This window comes from Vitiosangium sp. GDMCC 1.1324 (assembly GCF_003044305.1).
GTDB lineage: Bacteria > Myxococcota > Myxococcia > Myxococcales > Myxococcaceae > Archangium.
This window is the reverse complement of record NZ_PZOX01000018.1, coordinates 100945-122707: the sequence shown is the minus strand read 5'-3', so window position 1 is coordinate 122707 and position 21763 is coordinate 100945. Positions and strand designations below refer to the sequence as shown.

Below are 21763 nucleotides of genomic sequence, written 5' to 3'. Positions count from 1 at the left end.
GGTCACGGGATTTCATCGGGAGCCCAGCACCACGGACAGACTGAAGCGCGGTTGAACGACCCAGAGCCGGTTGCGGACGATGAACGTCCCGTCCCGGTGGTAACCAAGGGTGGGCACCCCTGCGAGGACATCCGCCCCCACGGAGGCCTCCAGGGCCATCGGTCCTCCTCGCCAGCGAGCGGACAGTTCCGGGGCCACATAGAGGGCCGGAATGAGACGGGACGGGGAGGCCTCGACTTCGGGCTGCAAGGGCTCCGTGCTCCGCAGGAAGCCCGCGACGCCCGCGCCCAGACCGACGCCCAGCCGGAACCGCGCCGAGGACACCAGGGCCGCATCCCCCGCCACACCGGCTGCATGTCTCGACAGGGTGACCCGGGTGTACGCGTCGGAGAGACGGGCCGGCAGACTCGCCAGCAACAGCACGCGCGCTCGCAGCCCACGGCCCTCCCACCCCACGGCCACCTGTGGCCCCTGTTGACCCCGCGGGCTATGCCCATCCACAGCGGCCTGCCACCCTACGCCCAGCTGCCATCCTTCTGTAGGCGCGGGAGGCTCGGGGGGCGGCACCACTACGGGAGGAGGTGGTGGAGTCACGACCGGCTCGACCCGGGGCTCCGGCACCACCGGCTCGCCGAGCTGGCTCCCGGCCTCGAGCGCCTTCAGCGCCGAGCGCACCACGAGGGCCGCGGCCTCGGCCGACGCGGAGCGGCCCAACGTCTCACGGCGCTCGTCCGATTGGATTCGCCGGACGAACAGGCGGCGGGTGGCCGGCTCCGCGAGGTGGAGGACGATGGCTTCCGGTTCTCGGTCGAACCAGAGCACCACCCGGGCCTGGAGGCTTTCCGCCAGTTCCACGGCGGTTCGCCACTGCTCCCCGTCGTTCCCACCCAGCGAGGGCCCCGGGCTCACCCGCAGCACGACGGGGAGATCACTGACCTGCCCGAGGATGCGGCTCGCCAGGTCCTCGTCACCCGGGGAAGAGGTGCGCACCACGGCAGCCCATGGCTCGGCATGAGCCACGCCGGCGGACCCCCATGCCACGAGGGAGCAAACAAGGAGGAACCGGATCACACCAGCCAGTGCTCTGCTCAAGGCGGGCGGCACGCTAACACGCCCGTGGAAACCACCGGAACAGGGCCCCCCTTGGAAGCATGAATCCTGCTGCATGCCCGGCCCATCCTGGAGCGTCTGTAGAGCTGTTGACGCGACGAGCCGAAGGCCCGGTACGGGCGACTCGGCGCCCTGGTAACCTCCAACGAAAATGCAGGCCCACAAGGCAGCACAGCTCGAGGGGATCATGCAATGAAGTCAGGAGTCCTGACGAAATTGTTCGTCCTGCTGATGGCTTTGGCAGTGGCCAGCACCGGATGCGCCCACACGCAACAGCCAGAGTCTCGAATCTATGTCGTCGCCGAGGACACGGAGGGAGTCGGCTCCGCGCTCGGAAGTGGCGGCGCGGGTGGCCACGACTGCGACCAGGAATTCAAGCTGTGCATGAAAAGATGCTGGGACAAACGCTACCCGTGACCTCACAACAAACCGCAGAGTGGTTGGTATCACGAACGCTGTGAGCAGGACTGCAACAAGGAATACAACGAGTGCGAAGAGGAAAAGGAGAAGGAGGAAGCGGAGAGACAGAGGAAATTGAAGTTCTCACGCATGGATGAAGCCATTGACTGGCTCAGGAATCACAAGACGGAGGTGGCGCTTGGAACTGTGGTCATCGTTGCTGGCGTTGCCTTCGTTCTCACAACGGGCGGTTCTGGCGCACTGATTCTGGCTCCCCTTGCTCTCTAGTCCGGATCCAAAAATGATATACAATCCTAATTTTGACGTCGACTCCGTTCTCGATGTTCTGCGCACCGTGAACGAGAAGCACCAGGAAGGAACACCAGAAGACGAAGCACTCCGAGTCGCTGCGGTGGCGCTGCTCTACGTCCGTGAGATCCAGAAGCTCGATGATTATCGGGAGTTCTTTCGGAAGTTCTACACCCCCGCCGTTGATTACATCGTCCCCTCCCAAACGTTTGCGACAAGAAAGGAGGCGGACGAATGGCTCGCCAGTGGAAAGGCCAGAGAGGGAGAGATCGTCAAGATCGCCGACGAGGGCTTCCGCGTCATCCCTCAGCGAAACGCCAAAGGGCTGAGATTCCGCCCAACACCCCTTCCTGAAGAGCTGATGAAGATGAAGCCGCCTGATTCGGAGTAGGCGCCGTGGCACTTCGCCTCTTTTCCCGATGAGGAGCTGTCAGGAGCGCCCGCCGGTCAGCGTCATGTCGCGCGCCAACCCCTCCATGAAAGTGGGCTCCGTTGATTCCTGCCGCTTCGCTCCGCCTCCAGCTGGGTCTGTCCCTCCTTCTCTGCGCGGTGGGACCCGCCCTGCCCGCCTACGCCGGCCCCGACACGTCCGAGTCCCTCTTCGCCGGCTGTACGGCGGGCCCGCTCGGGACCGATGGGTGGAGCTACGAGTGCCGCGACTTCAATGCCATCATCTCCGACCACCCGGGTATCTCCGCCGAGATCGTGTGGAAACACAGCCGCCGCACGTTCGAGGAACAAGCCGCCGGCCGGATGAAGTTCGAGGAATCGTCGGCGACGCTCGCGGGCCGGAAGGCCCGCATCCTGCGCGCGAGCGCGAAGGGTGTTCAGGACCCGGAGAAGTCGACGTTCGCGGTCCTGACGGTGGAAGGAAAGGGAGGGCGGCGAGTCCTCTGCAAGACCCGGACGGCACCGGAACAACAGGCGCTCTGTGAGCGGGTGTTGGAGAAGCTCGCGGGCAACAGCTGGCAGGCCGATCCCGAGGCAGGAGCCACCGTGACAAAATCGGCAGCCATACTCGCGGGCCGGGAGCTCTCCACGCCCGCCGGGTGCAAGCTCCAGGCGGGAGACGGCGACGGCCGGATCGAGTGCAGTGACGGCTCACGGCTCGACTGGATCCATCTCCCCGAGACCTCCGGACTGGAGGCGTTCGTGCGCAATGGCGTGAAGACGATCAAGGACGTCGCCCTGGTTGCGTACACGGAGTCACGCATCCCGTGCGCCATCGACGGCGTCAGGACGGAGTGCACGCACCTGCGTCTGCTCGAGCCCTCCAGTCGGCGTGACGTGTATTTCGTAGGCACCGAGGTACGCGGCATGGCGGTCTACATCTCATGCATCGCGGGCAACTCCTCGCGGCAGTTGCCCCATGCCTGCCAGCAGGTGCTGAGCTTCCGCTGAGCCCCTGACGAACGCTGACGGGTCCCACTACACCTCAATGAACTTGGTGCCGGTGATGCCCTCGCTTTCTATGGCTACTTTGACGCGCTCGGAGACGATCAAGGCCACCGTCCAGCCCCACGGGCGGAAGATATTGGAGTCTCCCACTTTTGTTGGATCGATCTTCAGGCCGGCGACGTTCTGGTAGTGACCTACTCTATCGGGCTCTCCGTGTCTGGGTTCCCAGAATGTAACCTCTTCGCACCGGGCCTCATCGACGCACTTGATAAGGCGCAGCGTGTTGAGAATAAAGTACGGCTCAGCCCGGCCTTCCACGCGCGCCGGGATGAACTGCACCTCATCTTGGATACCCAAACGTTCACATAGGGACACCAGACGCTGGCTGACGAAGGTTATTCCAGCCTCCGTCAGAGTGAAATCGAGCGCACGGCCAGGGCGAGACACAGGCAGGAATGGCTCGCCGTCCAGACACACAGGCATTCCTTGGCGGAATTCCCAGGGTATGATTCGTTCCCCCTGTGCGTTCAAAGGACTTCTGACGTACCAGCGTCCCGGAACGTACATATCATCCATCATGCGGAAATACTTGATTTCTGCGCTCATTGCTCTTTTGTAACGAGTTTATTGAGTCTCGATCCGGGCTTGCAGATGTCGCTCGCGAATGCGTCAAGCGCCGCAGTGAGCTTTGCCTTACACTCCGCTTTTGTTTTGCATGTCCCGATCACATCCTGCAGTCGGTCATAGATCTCTCGGTGGTACTCTTCGGGGTGAGGGCCTTTATGACCAATGACGAAAATCCTGTTTGCTGGGTCATTGAGACTCATCCCCGCGAGCTTGAAAAGCTCCTCAAACTGTGGAGTCCAGGGTCCGCCTCTCACTTCGGCTTTGCCATTCTTGTCGGTGGCAATGTGATGTTCTGGAGCATCACCCTTGCTGTTGTCCTCCCGGCATCCTCCCGTCGTCCGGGCCGCCTTGATGGCTGCCGTGGCCGCGGACGCCTCCGTGCCCAGCAGCGCCCCCATGAGCAGGACCGTCCCATTCGCCACTGAGGTCTCCGCGGTCGCCGCCTCCCCCACAACCACCGTCACTTGCACACCGGCCCCCTGCACGACCGGTGCCCCTTGCAGCGTGACATTTCTCGTCAGGGCGTACCGGGGTGTGCCGAGCCAGCCCCACAGCCCACCTCCACCCGGAGCCTTGGGCACCTCTGGCAGTTTCCCCGCAAGCCGCCCGATGGCTATCGTCACCAGGACTCTCAGCGCCATCGCACCTACCTTCGGGCCAAAGTTCCGGGCGGCCCTGTCCAACTGCTCGAAACTCTGTGCCGCCTCGGCCTCCTCGTACAACTGTTTGACCGCCATCGCCACGTTCAGGAGCTCCGTCGCCCCATAGGTCCACATGAGCCAGAGCGTGAGGGTCGCCACGAACCCCTTGCTCAGGAAAGGCTCAGGCGCCGCGAGCGCCACGAGGTACAAAGTCATGGAAGCAGCCATGGAGACGATGAAGACGGGGGAATTGAACAGCTCCATGGCCGCCTCGCGTGCGCCCTCTCCCATGTACTGAGGGGAGAGCCTCAGCGCCTGGAAGAAGCGGCTGTTTTCCAGGTTGTCTGGCAACGCAAGATCGAACCTCCCAGTCCCGTAGAGCGCTTCATGGTCCTTGCGAATTTTCTCCTGCCACTCTGGAGCGGCAGTGCTGACAGGTTGCGTCCCCACACTCGCCACCCTCGTCCCGCTGGGGTAGCGCGGTGGAGGCAGTGGCTCCTGTTTGCCGTATTCCGCTTCGAAGGCCGCGACAATGGCCCGCCCGTCCTCCCGGGTAAGCGGCGCCTGCTCCCGATCGGGCGGCAGTCGCTTGAAGGTGAGTTGGACCCCCTTACGCCCCCAGCCGCCGTCGTACTCGCGCACGTCGACAGGCTCGAGTGCTCGGCCAGGTGGGGCACCTCGGCCAACATCGGTATCAGAACCAGACACAAGATGGGGGTGACGAGCTGACGCATGACCGGCTCCTCCTGCCCCTTGGAGCACCCATGGGGCGTGAGCCGATGATTGTCCACCCAGTCCACTCGGGCTGACTAGAAGTCAGACATCTTGGTGATGATCTCCTTCATCACCTCGGACGTGCCGCCGCCGATGGTGATGAGCCGGATGTCTCGCCAGGCCCGCGCGATGTGCGTCTCCTCGATGTAGCCCATGCCTCCGAAGAACTGCTGGACGTCGTAGGCCACCTTCTGCGCCAGGTCTCCCGCGAACAGCTTCGCCATGGAGATCTCCCGCACCGCGTTCTCCTTCCGGTCGAAGACATCCACCGCGTAGTACGTCAGCCGCTTCGCCGCCTCGATGGCCGCCATGTGCTCCACCAGCTTGTGGCGCCACACCTGGAAGCCCAGCAGCGGTCTGCCGAACGCTTGCCGCTCCTTGCCGTACTGGAGCGCGTCCTCGATCATCCGCTCCATCCCCGCCACCGCGGACAGGGCTCCCACCAGGCGCTCGCCCTGGAAGTTCGTCATGATGTGGTAGAAGCCCTCGTTCTCCTCGCCCAGCACGTAGCGGCGTGGAATGCGGCAATCCTCGAAGAAGAGGATCGCCGTGTCCGAGGACAGGTTGCCCACCTTGTCGAGCTTCTTCGACACCGAGAAGCCCTTCACATCCGTGGGAAATGTCACCAGCGACACGCCCCCATACCCCGGCCCGCCCGTGCGCACCGCCAGCGTGATGAAGTCCGCCCGCGTGCCGTTGGTAATCCACATCTTCGAGCCGTTGATGACGTAGTCATCCCCGTCCACGCGCGCCGTCGTCTGGAGGCTCGCCACGTCCGAGCCGATCGCGGGCTCGCTCACGCCCAGCGCGGCGATCTTCTCGCCCGCCAGCGCCGGCGCGAGGAACTCGCGCTTCTGCTCATCCGTGCCAATTTCATTGATGATGGGCGTGGCCATTTGGGCTTGCACCAGCAGCCCCAGGTTCACGCCGGCGTTGCGGCTGCGCGTCAGCTCCTCGGTGAAGGCCGTCACGTACCAGTAGTCCAGCCCGCTGCCGCCGTACTTCGGATCGTGGCTGATACCGAAGAAGCCCAGCTCGCCACACTTGCGGAAGAGCTCCCGGGGAAAGATGCCTGCCCGGTCCCACTCCAGGGCATGGGGCGTCAGCTCCTTCTCCACGAATGCGCGCACCGTCTTGCGGAAGGCCTCATGCTCCTCAGTGAATGGGTTCAGCATGGTCGCTGGGCTCCTCGGGTGATTGATTGGGAAGTCAATAGTACAAGGGTACTCATCGAGGACAAGGACGACCCATGGCTTCTGTCACCCTCGCGCTGTTCGCGCTGCTGACCGCCACACCTGCAACACCGGCAGCCCGTCCCTCGGCCGAGGAGGTGCTCCGCGTGCAGTGCCGGACCTGGGCCGCGGACCCCAAGAACCCCTGGGCCCTCGCTCACGGCATCGCGCTCGACGGGCGCGCCTTCAAGGCCCGCGATGGCCGCCCCGCCGCGAACGTCATCCTGTCGGACTTCCTGCGCCGCGAGGGCACCGGCCCAGACATGGACCTCCGCTTCGACACCTTTGCCCCGGATGGCACTCCGGTGGAGCCCCACCCCAACCTCCTGGTGAAGACGCTGCTGCTCGCGGGCTACGCGCCCTCGCAGTCCTTCCAGGCGAGCGGGGGGCCGGTCACCCTCGGCGCGCTCGTGGAGGATCTGAAGCGTGACTTCCGCCGCGAGTCCGCGCTCTCGCCCCATGGCGCCTGGACGCTCGATGCGCTCTCCCAGGCCCTGCCTCCCGGCGCCACCTTCACCAACGGGGCCGGAGAGACGATCCACCTCGACGCGGTGATGGACGAGGCACTCGCCCTGCTCGAGCACGAGCAGGCGGAGCTGCTGGCCGGGATGAAGGCCGGGCTGCCGCAGGTGCCCAAGCGCAAGCAGGGCATCTACGCGCACCCCTGTGGCGGGCTGCACCTCTTCCAGGCCGTCGCCAGCCACGCGCGCCATGCCGCGGTGCGCAAGGCCTGGGGCGCTCGGCTCGACGCCCAGGTGGACGTCCTCTTCTACCGGCTGGGCTCCGAGTCCCGTCAGTACGACGCCGCCCTCACCTCGGCGCCTCCCGCGTACCGGCTGCCCGTGCTCGTACAGATGGTGAAGTTCTACGGCCACTTCCTCGAGACGCTCGGCCGCTACCGTGAGGAGACGGGTTGGAAACCCACTCCCGAGCAACGTCAGTCGGTGGAGCAGGCCCGCGCGCTGCTGGATGGCGCGGTGCGTCGGCTCGAAGCCGCGGGCGCCTACCGTGACATGGAGTCTCTCAAGGCCACGCAGTACCAGCTCTACCTGGACCTCATCGGCGACTCGTGCCACGCCGCGCACGGCTGGAGCTACTGGAGGAAGTACCTCGGAGGTTGATACAAGGGTCAACCATGTCCTCCCCCCTCCGCCTCCTGGCCACGTGCGTGGCCCTGGCCGGCCTCATGCTCGCCGGCTGCAAGAAGGAGAGCTGCCTCGGCAACGAAGAAGGATGCCGGGTCGCCAGCCCCTGCGAGAAGCTGAGCTACGCCTGTGAAGCCGCCTCGGGCTCGAAGCTCGAGGTGCGCACCCTCACCGCCACAGACAAGCGCGTCGGCAGCCACTCCACCGCCTCCGGACCCGACACCGTGCCCGGTGGCATCAACGCGATCGCCTCCCAGGGCGACATCCTCCTGGGCAACGATCGGGCGGTGGCCGTCATCGCCGGCATCGGCAACACGCACCTGCTCGATCCCAGTGGCGGCGCGCTGCTCGACCTGAGCGCCCGCGACAAGAACAACGACGGCCTCAACCAGGTGCTCCAGGTGGTGGGCATCCTCCCCGGGGACGCGGCGCGCTACACGTCGCTGGAGATCATCGACGAGCGCCCCAAGCGCGTGGCGGTGCAGCTCAACGGCACGCTCGACGGCAAGCCCGAGTTCCCCATCCACACCATCTACGAGATGCGCCCGTGCGAGCCCGGCATCCGCGTGCGCACGGAGATCCTCAACACCGCGGTGGATCCGCAGCTCTGGGCGCTCTCGGACGGCTTCTACTGGAGCGGCCGCGAGGCACTGCCCTTCACGCCGTCGAAGGGGTCCGGCTACGAGCACCCGTCCTTCAGCCTCACCAGCATCGACAGCGCCTTCAAGCAGTTCCCCTACCTGACGGCGGCGCTCGCCTCGGATCCGGGCGCCAGCTACGCCCACGTGGCCTGCGGAGAGACGAACCTGCTCGAGGGATTCCAGAGCGATCAGATCTCCTCCTCGGGCCTTGGGCGCACCGTGGTGCAGCCGCGCGACTACCTCGTCTTCGAGCGCTTCCTCGCCGTGTCCGATCGCGGGGACGTGGGCTCGGCTGCGGATCTCGCGCTGGAGCTGCGGCAGAAGCTCCACGGAGAGAAGTACGTGACGCTCACCGGTCTGGTGAACCACCGGGCGCCGCTCGGCGCGGGCCGGGAGACGAGCGTGATCATCAGCGAGGGAGACCTCGCCGCCGACCCGAGCACCCGCATCCCGTGGACCCAGGTGACGCCGGACCAGGAGGGCCGCTTCCAGGCCCGCGTGCCCGCCGGCCGCAACTACGTGGTGGAGCTGCACGCCTTCGGCCGCAAGGTGGCCGACCGGCAGCTCGACAACGTGGACGCGGACACGGACGTGGGCACGCTCACCGTGCCCGCGAGCAGCCGCCTCACGGTGAAGGTGGAGGACGCGGACAACGGCCAGGGCCTCACCGCCGAGGTCTTCGTCGTCCCCGTGGACGCCGTCACCCAGAAGGACACCGAGGGCTCGCTGCACGGCCGCTTCGGCACCTGCGCGCCGTGGCTGGGTCCGCCTCCGGGCCCCTCGCCCGCGTGCAACCGATTCCTCGTCGTCAACGGCACCGCCACCGTGGACGCCCCCAAGGGCCGCTTCCACCTCTACGCCTTCAAGGGCCCCTTCTGGACGCTCGCCCGTGAGACGGTGACGCTCGACGCCGCGGACACCACGTTCACCTTCAAGCTGCGCAAGCTGCCGCTCCAGCCCTCCGGCACCGTGGGCGCGGATCTGCACGTGCACGGCGGCGCCAGCTTCGACAGCTCCATCCCCGACGAGGACCGCGTGCTGTCCTTCGCCGCCACGGACCTGGACGTCATCGTCTCCACCGACCACGACGTCATCTACAACTACGATCAGATCGTCCGCAGCCTCTACCTGCAGGACAAGATGAGCACCGTGGTGGGCCTGGAGACCACCGGCCACATCCTCTGGATGAAGCGGCCCGGCTACGACATCCCGCTCGTGGTGGGCCACTACAACTTCTGGCCGCTCGAGTACGATCCGACGAAGCCGCGCAACGGCGCCCCGTCCGATGAGCGCGTCGAGCCCGGTGAGCTCTTCGACCGCGTGAAGGCCAGCGCCCCGCCGGCCCTGCGCGACCAGCTCATCGTGCAGCTCAACCACCCGTGGGCGGACACCGAGTTCGGCCGCGACCTGGGCTACCCGCGTGCGCTCGCCCTCAACACGCTCAAGAACCTGCCCTCGAAGGACGACGGCACCAACGCTGGCATGTACGTGCGCTCGCCCAAGGGCGGCTACGCCAACAACGGTCAGAACACCCAGGAGGTGATGAACGGCACGCAGAACGACCTGCTGCTGGCCTACCGCGCCTTCTGGTTCTACACGCTCGGCCAGGGCCAGTTCGCGACGGGCACCGCCAACAGCGACTCGCACAGCCTCACCGACAACACCGTGGGCGTGCCGCGCAACATCGTCTACGCGGACACCAAGGCCGGCCCCGAGTTCAACACTGCCCGCTTCAACGCCGCCCTGAAGGCTGGCTCCTCCTTCGGCACCAACGGCCCCGTCATCGAGGCCACCATCGACACCGCGAGCGGCGGCCCCCAGCGCTACGGGCTCTCCCCGCTGGTGCCGAAGGCCGACGCGAAGCTGCACCTCAAGGTCTCCGCCGCCCCCTGGGTGCCCGTGGACGAGGTGCGCATCATCGTCAATGGCCGCGTCGTGAAGACGCTCGAGGGCTCGGCGCTCTCGCACCCCGCGGATCCGTTCAGCACCGACGGGTCCGGGCTCATGCGCTACGAGGGCGACCTCGCGCTCGCCGATCTGCTCGACCGCACGGGCGACGCGTGGCTCGTGGTGGAGGCCGGCACCCGCCTGCCTCCCGCCGCGGACTTCGGCGGCCCGGCAGGGAATGGGCCGGATGGCATCCCCGACACCGGCGACAACAACGGAGACGGTGTGGTGGACCGCAACGACATCGAGAAGGACTCCGACTACGGCCCCATGCGCACCCCCGCCCCACCCACCAGCGAGGCGGATCCGCTGTTCCACTTCTCCCAGGTGGTCACCGGCGGCTACCCGATGGCCTTCACCAACCCCTTCCTCCTCGACCGGAACGGCAACGGCCACTTCGATGCCCCCGGCGTGGTTCCGTGATTCGAGGCAGCACCGTGAACATGTCCCGACTGCTCGTCGCGCTCGTCGCCCTGCTGCTCCTGCCCGCCGCCGCTCGCGCGGAGGGCGTTTGTGAGCAGTGGATTGCCCCGGCGCTCGCCGAGGGCCCCGTCACCTTCGGCTTCCAGTCCGCCGATGTCTCCACCGGCCGCCGCGCCTGCCCCCGCACCGAGGTGGGCCTGGGCGTCCAGGGCGGCGCCATCATCGAGACGCAGAACTTCTACGGCGCCGTCACCGCCGCCGGTCTGCTCTCGGGCAGCGTCGCCGTACGCCCGGACCTGGAGGTCTTCGCCACCCTGGAGGCCCTGCGCTTCCAGTACGTCCAGAACGCAACACTCACCGGGACGAACATGTCCCTGGGGCAGCTCACCCTCGGCGGCACCTATGTGGCGCTGACGAGCGGCTCGTTCGTCCTGTCCCCGAGCGTGCGGCTGGAGCTGCCCACCTCCTTCGCCAGCCCGAGGACGCGCACCGTGGGCGGTGAGATTGGCGCCGCCGCGCTCTACCGCTCCTCCGAGCGCTTCGAAGTGCACGGGTACGCGGGTGTGGACGCGTCCCTGGGCCTGGGTGCCTCGGCCTCGCTGCCCCGGGCCGGCTTCCTGGTGAACGTGGGCGCCGAATACGCGCTCTTCAGCGGCTTCGCCGCCGTGCTCGATGCCAACGTGCACTTCGGCCGCCGCGACGTGCTCGACTACGTGGCGCCGGCCGTCGGGCTGCGCTTCCGCGCGGGCGAGCACTTCGGCGCGGAGCTGGGCGCCAGCCTGCCCCTGCTCGGCGCCGAGCGCGCCCTGGCCATCGGCGGGCTGAAGCTCACCTGGCGGATGTGACGCCGTCCGGAGGTCAGGCCTCCCCCGGGAACCGGCCTGACCTCCATTTTTGATGCGGCGGGGGGTTGGAATTTTCTCACTTTCGCATATTGTTGCGAATGAAACTTTCCACCTATGCTGTCCACCTCCCGCCCACGCGCTCCCCTGGCCCGCTCGACGCTCCTCCACATGGGCGTGCGGATCGCGGTGATCATCGCGCTGAGCACCTTCTTCAGCTACCTCCACATCCTGCACACCCTGCGGGACGAGGCGCTCGTGCGCCTGAAGCAGCACGTGTCGGAGCGCAGCCAGCGGGAAGAAGCCATCTTCGTGCTGGCCGAGGACAACCACCGCGTCCTCAAGAAGGCCCTGGAGGACAGGCTCCACACCCTGCGGCAGGAGGACGTGAGCGCCCGCTTCGACCGCCTGTTCGTCCAGTTGCCCGACGGCACGGTGCGCAACCGCGCCGAGGGGTTCGATGGCACGAGGATGCCGGGCCTCTTCGTCCCCAGGGGACTGGCGCTCGACGCGGAGCTGCGCCGGAGGATCCTCGCCTCCTACGACGTGCTGGAGCAGTACGGGCCCGCCTTCCATACGCGCTTCAAGGACACGTTCATCACGCTGCCGGAGGGGCCCCTCATCCTCTACTGGCCGGAGCGCCCCACCTGGTGCCTGGAAGCGGACCCGGGGTTCTCGCTCCTCGAGCTCGAGTTCTTCCCCGACAGCCTCCCCCAGAACAATCCGGAGAGGAAGACGGCCTGGAGCGAGACGTACCTCGATCCGGGCACGCATATCCCCATGACCACGGTCTCCACGCCGTTGGACCTGGAGGGCCGGCATGTCGCGACGCTCGCCCACGACGTGCTCCTCGAGGAGATGGTGGCCCGGACGCTCAGCGATCGCCTGCCCGGCGCCTACAACGTGATCTTCCGCGACAATGGAGACCTCATCGCCCACCCCGAGCTGGCGACGAAAGAGGCCACCGGCGTCTATAACATCCTGGGCACCCCGAAGCGGCCCGGCACGGTGCCCGTGCAGCTGGGCTCCGAGAAGCAGCGCGCCCACCTGCGCGACCTCTTCGAGCGCGTGATGAACCACCCGCCAGAAGAGACCGTGCTGGAGTTCCCGGAGCACCAAGAGTACCTCGCCATGGACCGGCTGCACGGCCCCGGCTGGAGCTTCGTCACCGTGCTCCCGGAGAGCATGGTGACGACGCCCGCCTTCCTCGCCGCCCGCTACGTCCTGCTGCTCGGCGTCGTCTCGCTCCTGGTCGAGTTGTGGATCATGGCCTGGGTGCTGAGGCATCAGATCACCCGCCCGCTGACAGCCTTCACCCAGGCCACGGACCGGGTGGCCTCCGGTGACTTCCACGTCGAGCTGAACACCTCACGCAACGACGAGCTGGGACAACTGGCCCGCTCCTTCCGGTTCATGGCCGACGAGGTGCAGCGCCGCGAGGAGGCCCTGCGTCAGGCCAACGAGAGCCTCGAGCAACGGGTCGAGGAGCGCACCCGCGAGCTGGGAGAAGTCCACACGCAACTGGTGCAGACGGCCCGCCGCGCCGGCATGGCGGAGATCGCCACCAACGTGCTGCACAACGTGGGCAACGTGCTCAACAGCGTCTACACTTCCGCTCAGCTCGCCAAGGAGCGCGTGAGCGAGATGCGCCTGGAACACGTCAGCCGTGTGGCCCACATGCTCGAGGAGCAGCGCGCTGACGTCGGCACCTTCCTCACCCAGGACGCGCGCGGCCGCAACGTGATGCCCTTCCTGAGCTCGCTGGGACAGAACCTGGTGGACGACCGTCAGGAAGTCGTCTCGCTGCTCAACGACGTGGGGCGCTACACCGAGCACATCGGCGACATCGTCAAGGTCCAGCAGAGCTATGCCCGCACTCCCCGGGTGCACGAGCAGACCCAGCTCTCCGACCTGGTGGAGGACGCCCTGCGCATCAACTCGGCCGGCCTCACCCGTCATCAGGTGAGCATCGAGCGGCGCTTGGAGCTCCTGCCTCCCGTGCTCACCGACAAGCACAAGCTGCTGATGATCCTCGTCAACCTGGTCAGCAACGCCAAGTACGCCATGGATGACGTTCCCCCGGCCGAGCGGCGCCTGTCCGTGACGATGAAGCGCTCCGGCACGGATCGCGTTCGCATCGAGGTCCGTGACAACGGAATGGGCATCGCGCCGGAGCTGCTCACCCGCATCTTCCAGTATGGCTTCACCACCCGGGAGGACGGGCATGGCTTCGGCCTGCACTCCAGCGCCCTGGCGGCGCAAGAGCTGGGTGGCGCGTTGAGTGTCCACAGCGACGGGCCAGGACTCGGAGCCTCCTTCACACTGGAGCTCCCCTACTTCCCGATCCAGGAGGAAACATGAGCAACCCCGCGGACAAGAGACGAATCCTCGTCATCGATGACTCCGAGGCCATCCATACGGACTTCCGCCGGATCCTCAGCCCGCAGCAGCGCCAGAACAAGAACGACCTGGATCAACTGGAAGAGGCCCTCTTCGGCCCGGCGCCGTCTCAAGGCAACAGCGCCACCGAGCCGGAGTTCGAAGTGGACTCGGCCTACCAGGGGCAGGAAGGGCTCGTCCGGATCCAGGAGGCCCTGACGGCTGGCCGTCCCTATGAACTGATATTCCTCGACTACCGGATGCCGCCGGGCTGGAACGGCGCCGAGACGCTCAGGCGCATGCGGGCAGTGACGCCCACCCTGCGTGTGGTGCTCTGCTCGGCCTACTCCGACTATTCGTGGGCGGAGCTGAGCCACGAGTTCGGCGAGCGCCACTCGTTGAGGGAGCTGAGAAAGCCCTTCAACGGACAGGAGGTGCGCAAGCTCGCCCTCACCCTCACCGAACAGCACAGCGCATCTCGAGGGCTGGCGTAGATTTGGCGGCAGGCATCCCCGGCGACGAGCCGAGGGCCTGAGTGCCCTCGCCGTTCCGAGAGGAATTCCCGTGACCGATTCCGCGTCAAAGGGTCACAGTCAGAGCCTGACCCGCCATTCGATGCCGCCTCCGTCCAAACCTCCAGCGCCCCTGGCCCGGTCGACGCTCATCCACATGGGTGTGCGCATCGCGGTCATCATCGCGCTGACGACCCTCTTCAGCTACCTCCACATGTTCCAGACGCTGCGCCAGGAGGCGCTCGCGCAGCTGGAGCAGCACGTCTCGGAGCGCGGTCAACGCGAGCAGGCCATCTTCCTGCTGGCCCAGGACAACCACGCCGTCCTCACGAAGGCGCTGGAGGAGAGAATCCTGGCCCTGCGGAAGGAAGACGTCAGCGAGCGCTTCGATCGCCTGTTCGTCCGGCTTCCCGACGGCACGACCCGCAACCGGCTCGAGGGCTTCGACGGCACACGGATGCCCGGGGTCCTCGTCCCTCCGGACGTGAAGCTCGACATGGAGATGCGCCGCCGGATCCTCGCCGCCTACGACGTGACCTCGTGGTACGGGCCCGCCTTCCACGCCCGCTTCACGGATACCTACGTCACGCTGGCGGAGGGGCCGCTCATCGTCTTCTGGCCCGAGCGCCCTGACTGGGCCCAGAAGGCCGAGCCCACCTACCCGGCCATCACCTCCGAGTACTACGTCATCAGCCTGCCCGAGAATGACCCGGAACGGCGAACCGTCTGGTCCAACATCTATCAGGAGGAGACCTCCAGGCGCTGGTTGGTGGCGGCCTCCACTCCGTTGGACATGGACGGGCGCCACATCGGGACGGTCCATCACGACGTCGCGCTCGAGGAGTTGATGAGCCGCACCATCAACGACCACCTGCCGGGCGCGTACAACGTCATCGTCCGCGACGATGGGCAGTTCATCGCCCACCCGGAGCTGAAGAAGGGTCCCGCCAACGGCAACCCCGGGCAGCCGGATGGCGGCTCCATGCAGGAGTCCAACGCGGAGGGGCAACAGGCCCACCTGCGCGACATTTTCGAGCGGATGAAGAATCAACCGCTCGGCAGGAGCGCGATGGAGCTCCCGAAGCACCACGAGTACCTCGCCCGGACCCAGCTCAAGGGCCCCGGCTGGAATTTCATCACCGTGCTCCCCGAGAGCAGGGTGACGACGCCCGCCTTCCTCGCCGCCCGCTACGTCCTGCTGCTCGGCATCGTCTCGCTCCTGGTCGAGCTGGGAATCATGGCCTGGGTGCTGCGCCACCAGATCACCCACCCGCTATCAGCCTTCACCCAGGCCACGAGCCGGGTGGCCGCCGGTGACTTCCACGTCGAGCTGGACACCTCACGCAACGACGAGCTGGGACAGCTCGCCCGCTCCTTCCGGCACATGGCCGACGAGGTGCAGCGCCGTGAGGAGGCCCTACGACAGGCCAATGAAGGCCTCGAGCAACGGGTCGAGGAGCGCACCCGCGAGCTGAAGGAAGTCCACACGCAATTGGTGCAAACGGCCCGCCGCGCCGGCATGGCGGAGATCGCCACCAATGTTCTTCACAACGTGGGCAACGTGCTCAACAGCGTCTACACCTCCGCCCAGCTCGCCAAGGAGCGCATCGCGGGTATGCGCCTGGAGCACGTGAGCCGCGTCGTCAGCATGCTCCAGGAGCACCAGAACGACATCAGCACCTTCCTCACCCAGGATGCGCGCGGACGCAACGTGATGCCCTTCCTGAGCTCGCTGGGACAGAACCTGATGGAAGATCGTCAGGAGGTCGTCTCGCTGCTCAACGACGTGGGGCGCTACACCGAGCACATCGGCGACATCGTCAAGGTCCAGCAGAACTACGCCCGCACGCCCCGGATGCGCGAGCAGACCCAGCTCGCCGACCTGGTGGAGGACGCCCTGCGCATCAACTCGGCCGGCCTCGTCCGCCACCAGGTGAGCATCGAGCGGCACCTGGAGCCCCTGCCGCCCGTGCTCGCCGACAAGCACAAGCTGCTGATGATCCTCGTCAACCTGGTGAGCAACGCCAAATACGCCATGGATAACATTCCCCCGGCCGAGCGGCGCCTGTCCGTGAAGCTCGAGCGCACCGACTCCAACCAGGTCCACATCCATGTGCATGACAATGGAATGGGCATCGCGCCGGAGATGCTCACCCGCATCTTCCAGTATGGCTTCACTACCCGGGAGGACGGGCATGGCTTCGGCCTGCACTCCAGCGCCCTGGCAGCGCAGGAGATGGGTGGCTCACTGACGGTCCACAGCAATGGACCCGGCAGCGGAGCCACCTTCACTTTGGAATTCCCCTATCTTCCGGTCCAGGAGGTGGCATGAGCAGCGATGTATGCAGGAGACGGATCCTCGTCATTGATGACTCCGAGGCCATTCACACCGACTTCCGCCGGATCCTCAGCCCGGAACAGCGCCGCAGCAGGGGAGAGATCGATCTGCTGGAAGAGGCCCTCTTCGGCACGGCGCCAGCTCGGAGCACCACCTCCACCGAACCAGAGTTCTTGGTGGACTCGGCCTTTCAGGGACAGGAGGGGGTCGCCAAGATTCGCGCATCCGTGGAGGCCCACCAGCCCTATGAGCTGGTATTCCTCGACTACCGGATGCCGCCGGGCTGGAACGGCGCCGAGACACTCAGGCGCCTGCGAGAGGTCGCTCCCTCGCTGCGCGTGGTCCTCTGCTCGGCCTACTCCGACTACTCGTGGGGGGAGCTGGTCCGGGAGTTCAGCGATCTCCAATTGCTGAAGGAATTGAGGAAACCCTTCAACGGCCAGGAAGTGCGCAAGCTGGCACTTGCTCTCACCGGGTGCGAAGCCGTCCCGACGTGAGCCCCCGCACGCCATCTCCATGCCTCACACTTCGAGCCCCCGCGCCCCCCTGGCCCGTACGACGCTGGTCAAGGCGGGCCTGCGCATCGCGGTGGTCATCGCGCTGGCCACCCTCTTCAGCTACCTCCACATGTTCCACACGCTGCGCACCGCCGCGCTCACGCAGCTGGAGCAATACGTCACCGAGCGCAGCCAGCGTGAGCAGTCCATCTTCGTGCTGGCCGGGGACAACCACGTCATCCTCAGGAAGGCCCTGGAGGAGCGGATCCGGGCCCTGAAGCCAGAGGACGTGAGCGCCCGCTTCGAGCAGCTCTTCGTCCAGCTCCCCGATGGCACCGTGCGCAGCCGCGCCGAGGGTTTCGATGGCACACGAATGACGGGCGTCTACGTGCCCCGAGGCGTGAAGGTCGACGCCGATCTGCGCCGGAGGATCCTCGCCTCGTACGACGTGCTCAACCAGTACGGGCCCGCCTTTCATGCCCGCTTCACGGATACCTACATCACGCTGCCCGAGGGGCCCATCCTCGTCTACTGGCCGGAGAGCCCCAACTGGGCCCTGGAGGTCAAGCCGGAGCAGTCGTTCATCGACATGGACTACTTCCGCGGCAGCCGCCCCGAGAACAACCCGGAGCGGAAGTCGGCCTGGAGCCCGGTCTTCGTCGATCCGGTTGCCAAGAACACGATGTCCTCGGTCTCCACCCCGCTGGACATGGACGGCCGCCACGTCGCGACGCTCAGCCACGACATCCTGCTCGAGGAGATGGTGGCCCGCGCCCGTGATGACAGCATGCCCGGCGCCTACAACGTGATCTTCCGCGACGACGGGCAGCTCATCGCCCATCCCGAGCTGACAGGCATCACCGACGTCTACAACATCCAGGACGACCGGAAGCAGCCGGAGGGCGCGTCCCCCCGGGCAGGCTCCGAGGAACAGTGGGCCCACCTGCGGGACATCTTCGAGCGGGTGCGCCACCGGGACTCCGGGCAGAACCTGATGAAGATCCCAGAGCATGACGAGTACCTGGCCGTGGCGCGGCTCAAGGGCCCCGGCTGGAACTTCGTCACCGTGCTCCCCGAGAACGTCGTGTCCCGGCCCGCCATCCAGGCCGCCCGCTACATCCTGCTGCTCGGCGTGGTGTCGCTGCTGCTGGAGCTGGCCATCATGGCCTGGGTGCTGCGCCGCCAGATCGCCCGCCCGTTGGAGGCCTTCACGCAGGCCACGAGCCGGGTGGCCGCCGGTGACTTCCACGTCGAGCTGGACACCTCACGCAACGACGAGCTGGGACAGCTCGCCCGCTCCTTCCGGCACATGGCCAATGAGGTGCAACGGCGCGAGGAGTCCTTGCGTCAGGCCAATGAGAGGCTGGAGCAACGGGTCGAGGAGCGTACCCGTGAGCTGAAGGACATCCACATGCAACTGGTGCAAACGGCCCGCCGCGCCGGCATGGCGGAGATCGCCACCAATGTTCTTCACAACGTGGGCAACGTGCTCAACAGCGTCTATACCTCCGCCCAGCTCGCCAAGGAGCGCATCGCGGGCATGCGCCTGGAGCACGTGAGCCGCGTCGTCGGCATGCTCCAGGAGCACCAGAACGACATCAGCACATTCCTCACCCAGGACGAGCGCGGACGCAACGTGATGCCCTTCCTGAGCTCGCTGGGGCAGAACCTGGTGGACGAGCGCCAGGAGATCGTCTCACTGCTCAACGACGTGGGACGCTACACCGAGCACATCGGCGACATCGTCAAGGTCCAGCAGAACTACGCCCGCACGCCCCGGATGCGCGAGCAGACCCAGCTCGCCGACCTGGTGGAGGACGCCCTGCGCATCAACTCGGCCGGGCTCATCCGTCACCAGGTGCAGGTCGAGCGGAACCTGACTCCGCTGCCTCCCGTGCTCACCGACAAGCACAAGACGTTGATGATCCTCGTCAACCTGATCAGCAATGCCAAATACGCCATGGATGGCATTCCACCGGCCGAGCGGTGTTTGACCCTGAAGCTGGAGCGCTCCGGCACCGACCAGATTCGCATCGAAGTCCATGACAAGGGAATGGGCATCGCGCCGGAGATGCTCACCCGCATCTTCCAGTATGGCTTCACCACCCGGGAGGACGGGCATGGCTTCGGTCTGCACTCCAGCGCCCTGGCCGCCCAGGAGCTGGGTGGCTCGTTGAATGTCCACAGCGACGGACCTGGACTCGGGGCCACCTTCACACTGGAGGTTCCCTTCGTCCCGGCCCAGCAGCAGGCAGCGTCATGAGTCACCGGTGGGCCGGGTCCCGCTCACGTCCGCGTGAGAGCCAATAGCGCTCACGCTGGAAGGGATAGGTGGGCAGGGTGACCCGGCGCCGCGAGTACGGCGCGTCGAAGGCCGCCCAGTCCACCTCCACTCCCTTCACGTACAACGCTCCCAGCGTCCTCAGCAGCCGCTTCCACTCCGCCTCTCCTGGATGGAGGGTGATGCGCTCGGATCCGTCGGCCCTGGCCGTCTCCACTCGCACCAGCGGCACCTTGCCTACCGCCAGCCTCAGCCCCTCCTCCAGGCCGAGCACTCCCGACTCCACCGCCGCGACGTACTCGCCTACGCCCTGCCCCTGCACCGCTTGCGGCACCACTCCCCACGCCCTCCACATCCGCCCCAGCGCCCACTCCACCGCGAACACCGCCGCCCTTCCGTAGGCCTCTTCCTTCAACAGCGCGGACTCCGTGCCGTACAGCACCTGCACCAGCGGCTTCTCCAGCACTCCCTTCAGGGCTTCTCCGCACTTCTCCACTGCCTCTCGGAAGGCCGGCTGTGTTTCGTACAGCTCCCGGCCCGTGTCCGAGAACCGCTCCCCTTCCCCGCCAAAGACGAAGGCCACCGCTGGCACGGTGCCGCCCACGCTCCCCGCAACCCCTCCTTCCACCTCCCGTCCCGCCTCCATCGCCAGGAGCTTCTCGCGCACCTGTTGCGCATTGCCTCCCACCACCGCCAGCCGGTGCTCGAAGTGGGCGCGTCCCGCCGCCGCCGTGAAACACATATCTCCCAGCTCCAGATGGCTCGCCGCCAGGAACCGGGCATAGCGGCCCGCGTGGGCTCTCAACGCCTCCGCGCTCCGCGCCGACAGCACCAGCACGTGCTCCGGTCTCTCGAGCTCCCGCCTCACCTCCACTGGCGCTGGCGCCTCCTCCAACACCACGTGTGCCAGGGTTCCTGTTCGCCCGTACGAGGTCACCCCCGCGATGCGCCGCCCCTGTGTCGGCTCCCATGCCGTCAGCTCCACCGGCACCTTCACGCCCATCCCCTTCCAATCAATGTAGGGATTGGGCTTCTTCAAATGCAGATGCGCTGGCAACTGTTTGTTCCGCATCGCCAGCACCACCTTCATCATCCCCACGATTCCCGAGGCCGCCTCCGGGTAGCCGATGTTTGTCTTCACCGAGCCCATCCACAGCGACTCCCCACCCTTCCTCCCCTCCTTCAACACCGACCACATCGCCTCCACCTCGATGGGGTCCCCGATCGCCGTCCCCGTCCCGTGCGCCTCCAGGTAGCTCACCTCCGCGGGTGACACGCCCGCTCCCTGCATGGCCTGGCGGATGACGGTTTGCTGCGCCACCCCATTCGGCACCGTGAACGAGCTGCTCGGGCCATCGTGCCCCACCGCCGAGCCTCGGATGACCGCGAGGATGTTCGCCCCCCGCGCCCGCGCATCCGACAGCCGCTCGAGCACCAGCGCTCCACACGCCTCGGCGCGGCTATAGCCATCCGCGGAGGCATCGAAGGTCTTGCACCGTCCGTCCGGCGACAGCGCTCCGCTACAGGAGAGATAGATGCTCGCCTCCGGCGAGAGGAGCAGGTTCACCCCCGCCGCCAGGGCCATCGAGCACTCGCCATTGCGCAGACTCTGGCTGGCCAGATGCACCGCCACCAGGGATGACGAGCACGCCGTGTCCACCACCATGCTCGGACCCTGGAAGCCAAACAGATACGACAGCCTCCCGGAGATGGCGCAGTTCGCCCGCGCCCCGATGAAGTAGGGATCAATGCCTTGCGGGCCTCCCGCGTACAGCGCGAGCTGCCCGTAGTCATTGTTCATCACCCCCACGAAGACGCCTACCCGATCGCGCCTGGCACGCACCACCGCATGCCCCGCCCGCTCCAATGCCTCCCAGCCCACCTCCAGCACCAGCCGCTGCTGCGGATCCATGCTCTCCGCCTCCCGGGGCGAGATGCCGAAGAACCGCGCGTCGAACCGGTCCACGTCCTTCAGGAAGGCTCCCCGCCGCGTGAGGATCTTCCCCGGCGCCCGCGGATCCGGATCGTACAGGGACTCGGCGTCCCACCGGTCCGGAGGAACCTCGCTGGTGGCGTCCACCCCCTTCACCTGCAAGTCCCAGAAGTCCTCCGGGCTCTCCACGCCTCCAGGCAGACGGCACGCCATGCCAACAATGGCTATCGGCTCCCGGCGCGCCGCCTCCGCCTGCTCCAGCCGCGTCTCCAGCTTGCGGATCTTCACCAACTGCTGCTGGAGCAACTGGCGATAGTTGATCTCCTCGGACATCT

The 21763-nt window shown here is 66.6% G+C and carries 16 protein-coding genes; 11 read left to right on the top strand and 5 right to left on the bottom strand.

The genetic code is table 11. The annotated features are described in order from the left end of the window. Positions 1-12 precede the first annotated feature (12 nt). The gene (locus DAT35_RS39995; RefSeq protein WP_146210083.1) at positions 13-990 is read right to left on the bottom strand and encodes a hypothetical protein; all 978 of its coding nucleotides are present in this window, start codon (positions 988-990) and stop codon (positions 13-15) included. Between the two features lie 312 nt (positions 991-1302). Here DAT35_RS39995 and DAT35_RS39990 point away from each other — a divergent pair, with 312 nt between their 5' ends. The 3 genes from DAT35_RS39990 (at position 1303) to DAT35_RS39980 (ending at position 3219) form a co-directional block, all read left to right on the top strand. After that, the gene (locus DAT35_RS39990; protein ID WP_108074551.1) at positions 1303-1527 is read left to right on the top strand and encodes a hypothetical protein; all 225 of its coding nucleotides are present in this window, start codon (positions 1303-1305) and stop codon (positions 1525-1527) included. 283 nt (positions 1528-1810) lie between these two features. Next, complete coding sequence (locus tag DAT35_RS39985) at positions 1811-2209, top strand: hypothetical protein (protein WP_108074550.1); 399 nt, start codon at positions 1811-1813, stop codon at positions 2207-2209. A gap of 101 nt (positions 2210-2310) precedes the next feature. Further along, positions 2311-3219 (top strand): hypothetical protein, encoded by a 909-nt coding sequence (locus tag DAT35_RS39980; RefSeq protein ID WP_108074549.1) that lies wholly within the window; start codon positions 2311-2313, stop codon positions 3217-3219. 27 nt (positions 3220-3246) lie between these two features. Here DAT35_RS39980 and DAT35_RS39975 read toward each other — a convergent pair whose 3' ends face one another. The 3 genes from DAT35_RS39975 to DAT35_RS39965 form a co-directional block, all read right to left on the bottom strand. Further along, positions 3247-3822, bottom strand: coding sequence for an imm11 family protein (locus DAT35_RS39975; RefSeq protein WP_233262000.1), 576 nt, complete (start codon positions 3820-3822; stop codon positions 3247-3249). Next, the gene (locus tag DAT35_RS39970; protein ID WP_108074548.1) at positions 3819-5126 is read right to left on the bottom strand and encodes an AHH domain-containing protein; all 1308 of its coding nucleotides are present in this window, start codon (positions 5124-5126) and stop codon (positions 3819-3821) included. The genes DAT35_RS39975 and DAT35_RS39970 overlap by 4 nt, the downstream gene beginning before the upstream one ends. Positions 5127-5293: 167 nt before the next feature. After that, positions 5294-6433, bottom strand: coding sequence for an acyl-CoA dehydrogenase family protein (locus tag DAT35_RS39965; protein ID WP_108074547.1), 1140 nt, complete (start codon positions 6431-6433; stop codon positions 5294-5296). 74 nt (positions 6434-6507) lie between these two features. Between DAT35_RS39965 and DAT35_RS39960 the strand changes: the two genes are divergently transcribed. The 8 genes from DAT35_RS39960 to DAT35_RS39925 all read left to right on the top strand — a co-directional run bounded on the left by DAT35_RS39960 (position 6508) and on the right by DAT35_RS39925 (position 19477). Further along, entirely contained in the window at positions 6508-7611 is a 1104-nt protein-coding gene (locus DAT35_RS39960) for a hypothetical protein (protein ID WP_108074546.1), read from the top strand. 14 nt (positions 7612-7625) lie between these two features. Then, positions 7626-10646, top strand: coding sequence for a CehA/McbA family metallohydrolase (locus DAT35_RS39955; RefSeq protein ID WP_108074545.1), 3021 nt, complete (start codon positions 7626-7628; stop codon positions 10644-10646). Positions 10647-10660: 14 nt separating this feature from the next. Further along, positions 10661-11491 (top strand): hypothetical protein, encoded by an 831-nt coding sequence (locus DAT35_RS39950; protein WP_108074544.1) that lies wholly within the window; start codon positions 10661-10663, stop codon positions 11489-11491. Positions 11492-11605: 114 nt separating this feature from the next. Then, positions 11606-13849 (top strand): ATP-binding protein, encoded by a 2244-nt coding sequence (locus tag DAT35_RS39945; RefSeq protein ID WP_233261999.1) that lies wholly within the window; start codon positions 11606-11608, stop codon positions 13847-13849. After that, the gene (locus tag DAT35_RS39940) at positions 13846-14361 is read left to right on the top strand and encodes a response regulator (protein ID WP_108074543.1); all 516 of its coding nucleotides are present in this window, start codon (positions 13846-13848) and stop codon (positions 14359-14361) included. Before DAT35_RS39945 ends, DAT35_RS39940 begins: the two co-directional genes overlap by 4 nt. A 175-nt stretch (positions 14362-14536) precedes the next feature. Next, positions 14537-16711, top strand: a complete 2175-nt coding sequence (locus DAT35_RS39935; protein ID WP_108074542.1) for an ATP-binding protein — start codon at positions 14537-14539, stop codon at positions 16709-16711. Continuing rightward, entirely contained in the window at positions 16708-17214 is a 507-nt protein-coding gene (locus DAT35_RS39930; protein ID WP_108074541.1) for a response regulator, read from the top strand. The genes DAT35_RS39935 and DAT35_RS39930 overlap by 4 nt, the downstream gene beginning before the upstream one ends. 19 nt (positions 17215-17233) lie before the next feature. Next, positions 17234-19477, top strand: coding sequence for a sensor histidine kinase (locus tag DAT35_RS39925; protein WP_108074540.1), 2244 nt, complete (start codon positions 17234-17236; stop codon positions 19475-19477). Between the two features lies 1 nt (position 19478). Here the strand turns inward: DAT35_RS39925 and DAT35_RS39920 are convergent, their stop codons facing one another. Next, positions 19479-21761, bottom strand: coding sequence for a type I polyketide synthase (locus DAT35_RS39920; protein ID WP_108074539.1), 2283 nt, complete (start codon positions 21759-21761; stop codon positions 19479-19481). Positions 21762-21763: the final 2 nt, after the last annotated feature.

Bases quoted from the DNA above. Each gene is read 5' to 3' on its own strand.
- DAT35_RS39920 (WP_108074539.1), bottom strand. From the start codon at position 21,761: ATGTCCGAGGAGATCAACTATCGCCAGTTGCTCCAGCAGCAGTTGGTG.
- DAT35_RS39960 (WP_108074546.1), top strand. From the start codon at position 6,508: ATGGCTTCTGTCACCCTCGCGCTGTTCGCGCTGCTGACCGCCACACCT.
- DAT35_RS39935 (WP_108074542.1), top strand. From the start codon at position 14,537: ATGGGTGTGCGCATCGCGGTCATCATCGCGCTGACGACCCTCTTCAGC.
- DAT35_RS39985 (WP_108074550.1), top strand. From the start codon at position 1,811: ATGATATACAATCCTAATTTTGACGTCGACTCCGTTCTCGATGTTCTG.
- DAT35_RS39945 (WP_233261999.1), top strand. From the start codon at position 11,606: ATGCTGTCCACCTCCCGCCCACGCGCTCCCCTGGCCCGCTCGACGCTC.
- DAT35_RS39975 (WP_233262000.1), bottom strand. From the start codon at position 3,822: ATGAGCGCAGAAATCAAGTATTTCCGCATGATGGATGATATGTACGTT.
- DAT35_RS39965 (WP_108074547.1), bottom strand. From the start codon at position 6,433: ATGCTGAACCCATTCACTGAGGAGCATGAGGCCTTCCGCAAGACGGTG.
- DAT35_RS39925 (WP_108074540.1), top strand. From the start codon at position 17,234: ATGCCTCACACTTCGAGCCCCCGCGCCCCCCTGGCCCGTACGACGCTG.
- DAT35_RS39990 (WP_108074551.1), top strand. From the start codon at position 1,303: ATGAAGTCAGGAGTCCTGACGAAATTGTTCGTCCTGCTGATGGCTTTG.
- DAT35_RS39955 (WP_108074545.1), top strand. From the start codon at position 7,626: ATGTCCTCCCCCCTCCGCCTCCTGGCCACGTGCGTGGCCCTGGCCGGC.
- DAT35_RS39930 (WP_108074541.1), top strand. From the start codon at position 16,708: ATGAGCAGCGATGTATGCAGGAGACGGATCCTCGTCATTGATGACTCC.
- DAT35_RS39940 (WP_108074543.1), top strand. From the start codon at position 13,846: ATGAGCAACCCCGCGGACAAGAGACGAATCCTCGTCATCGATGACTCC.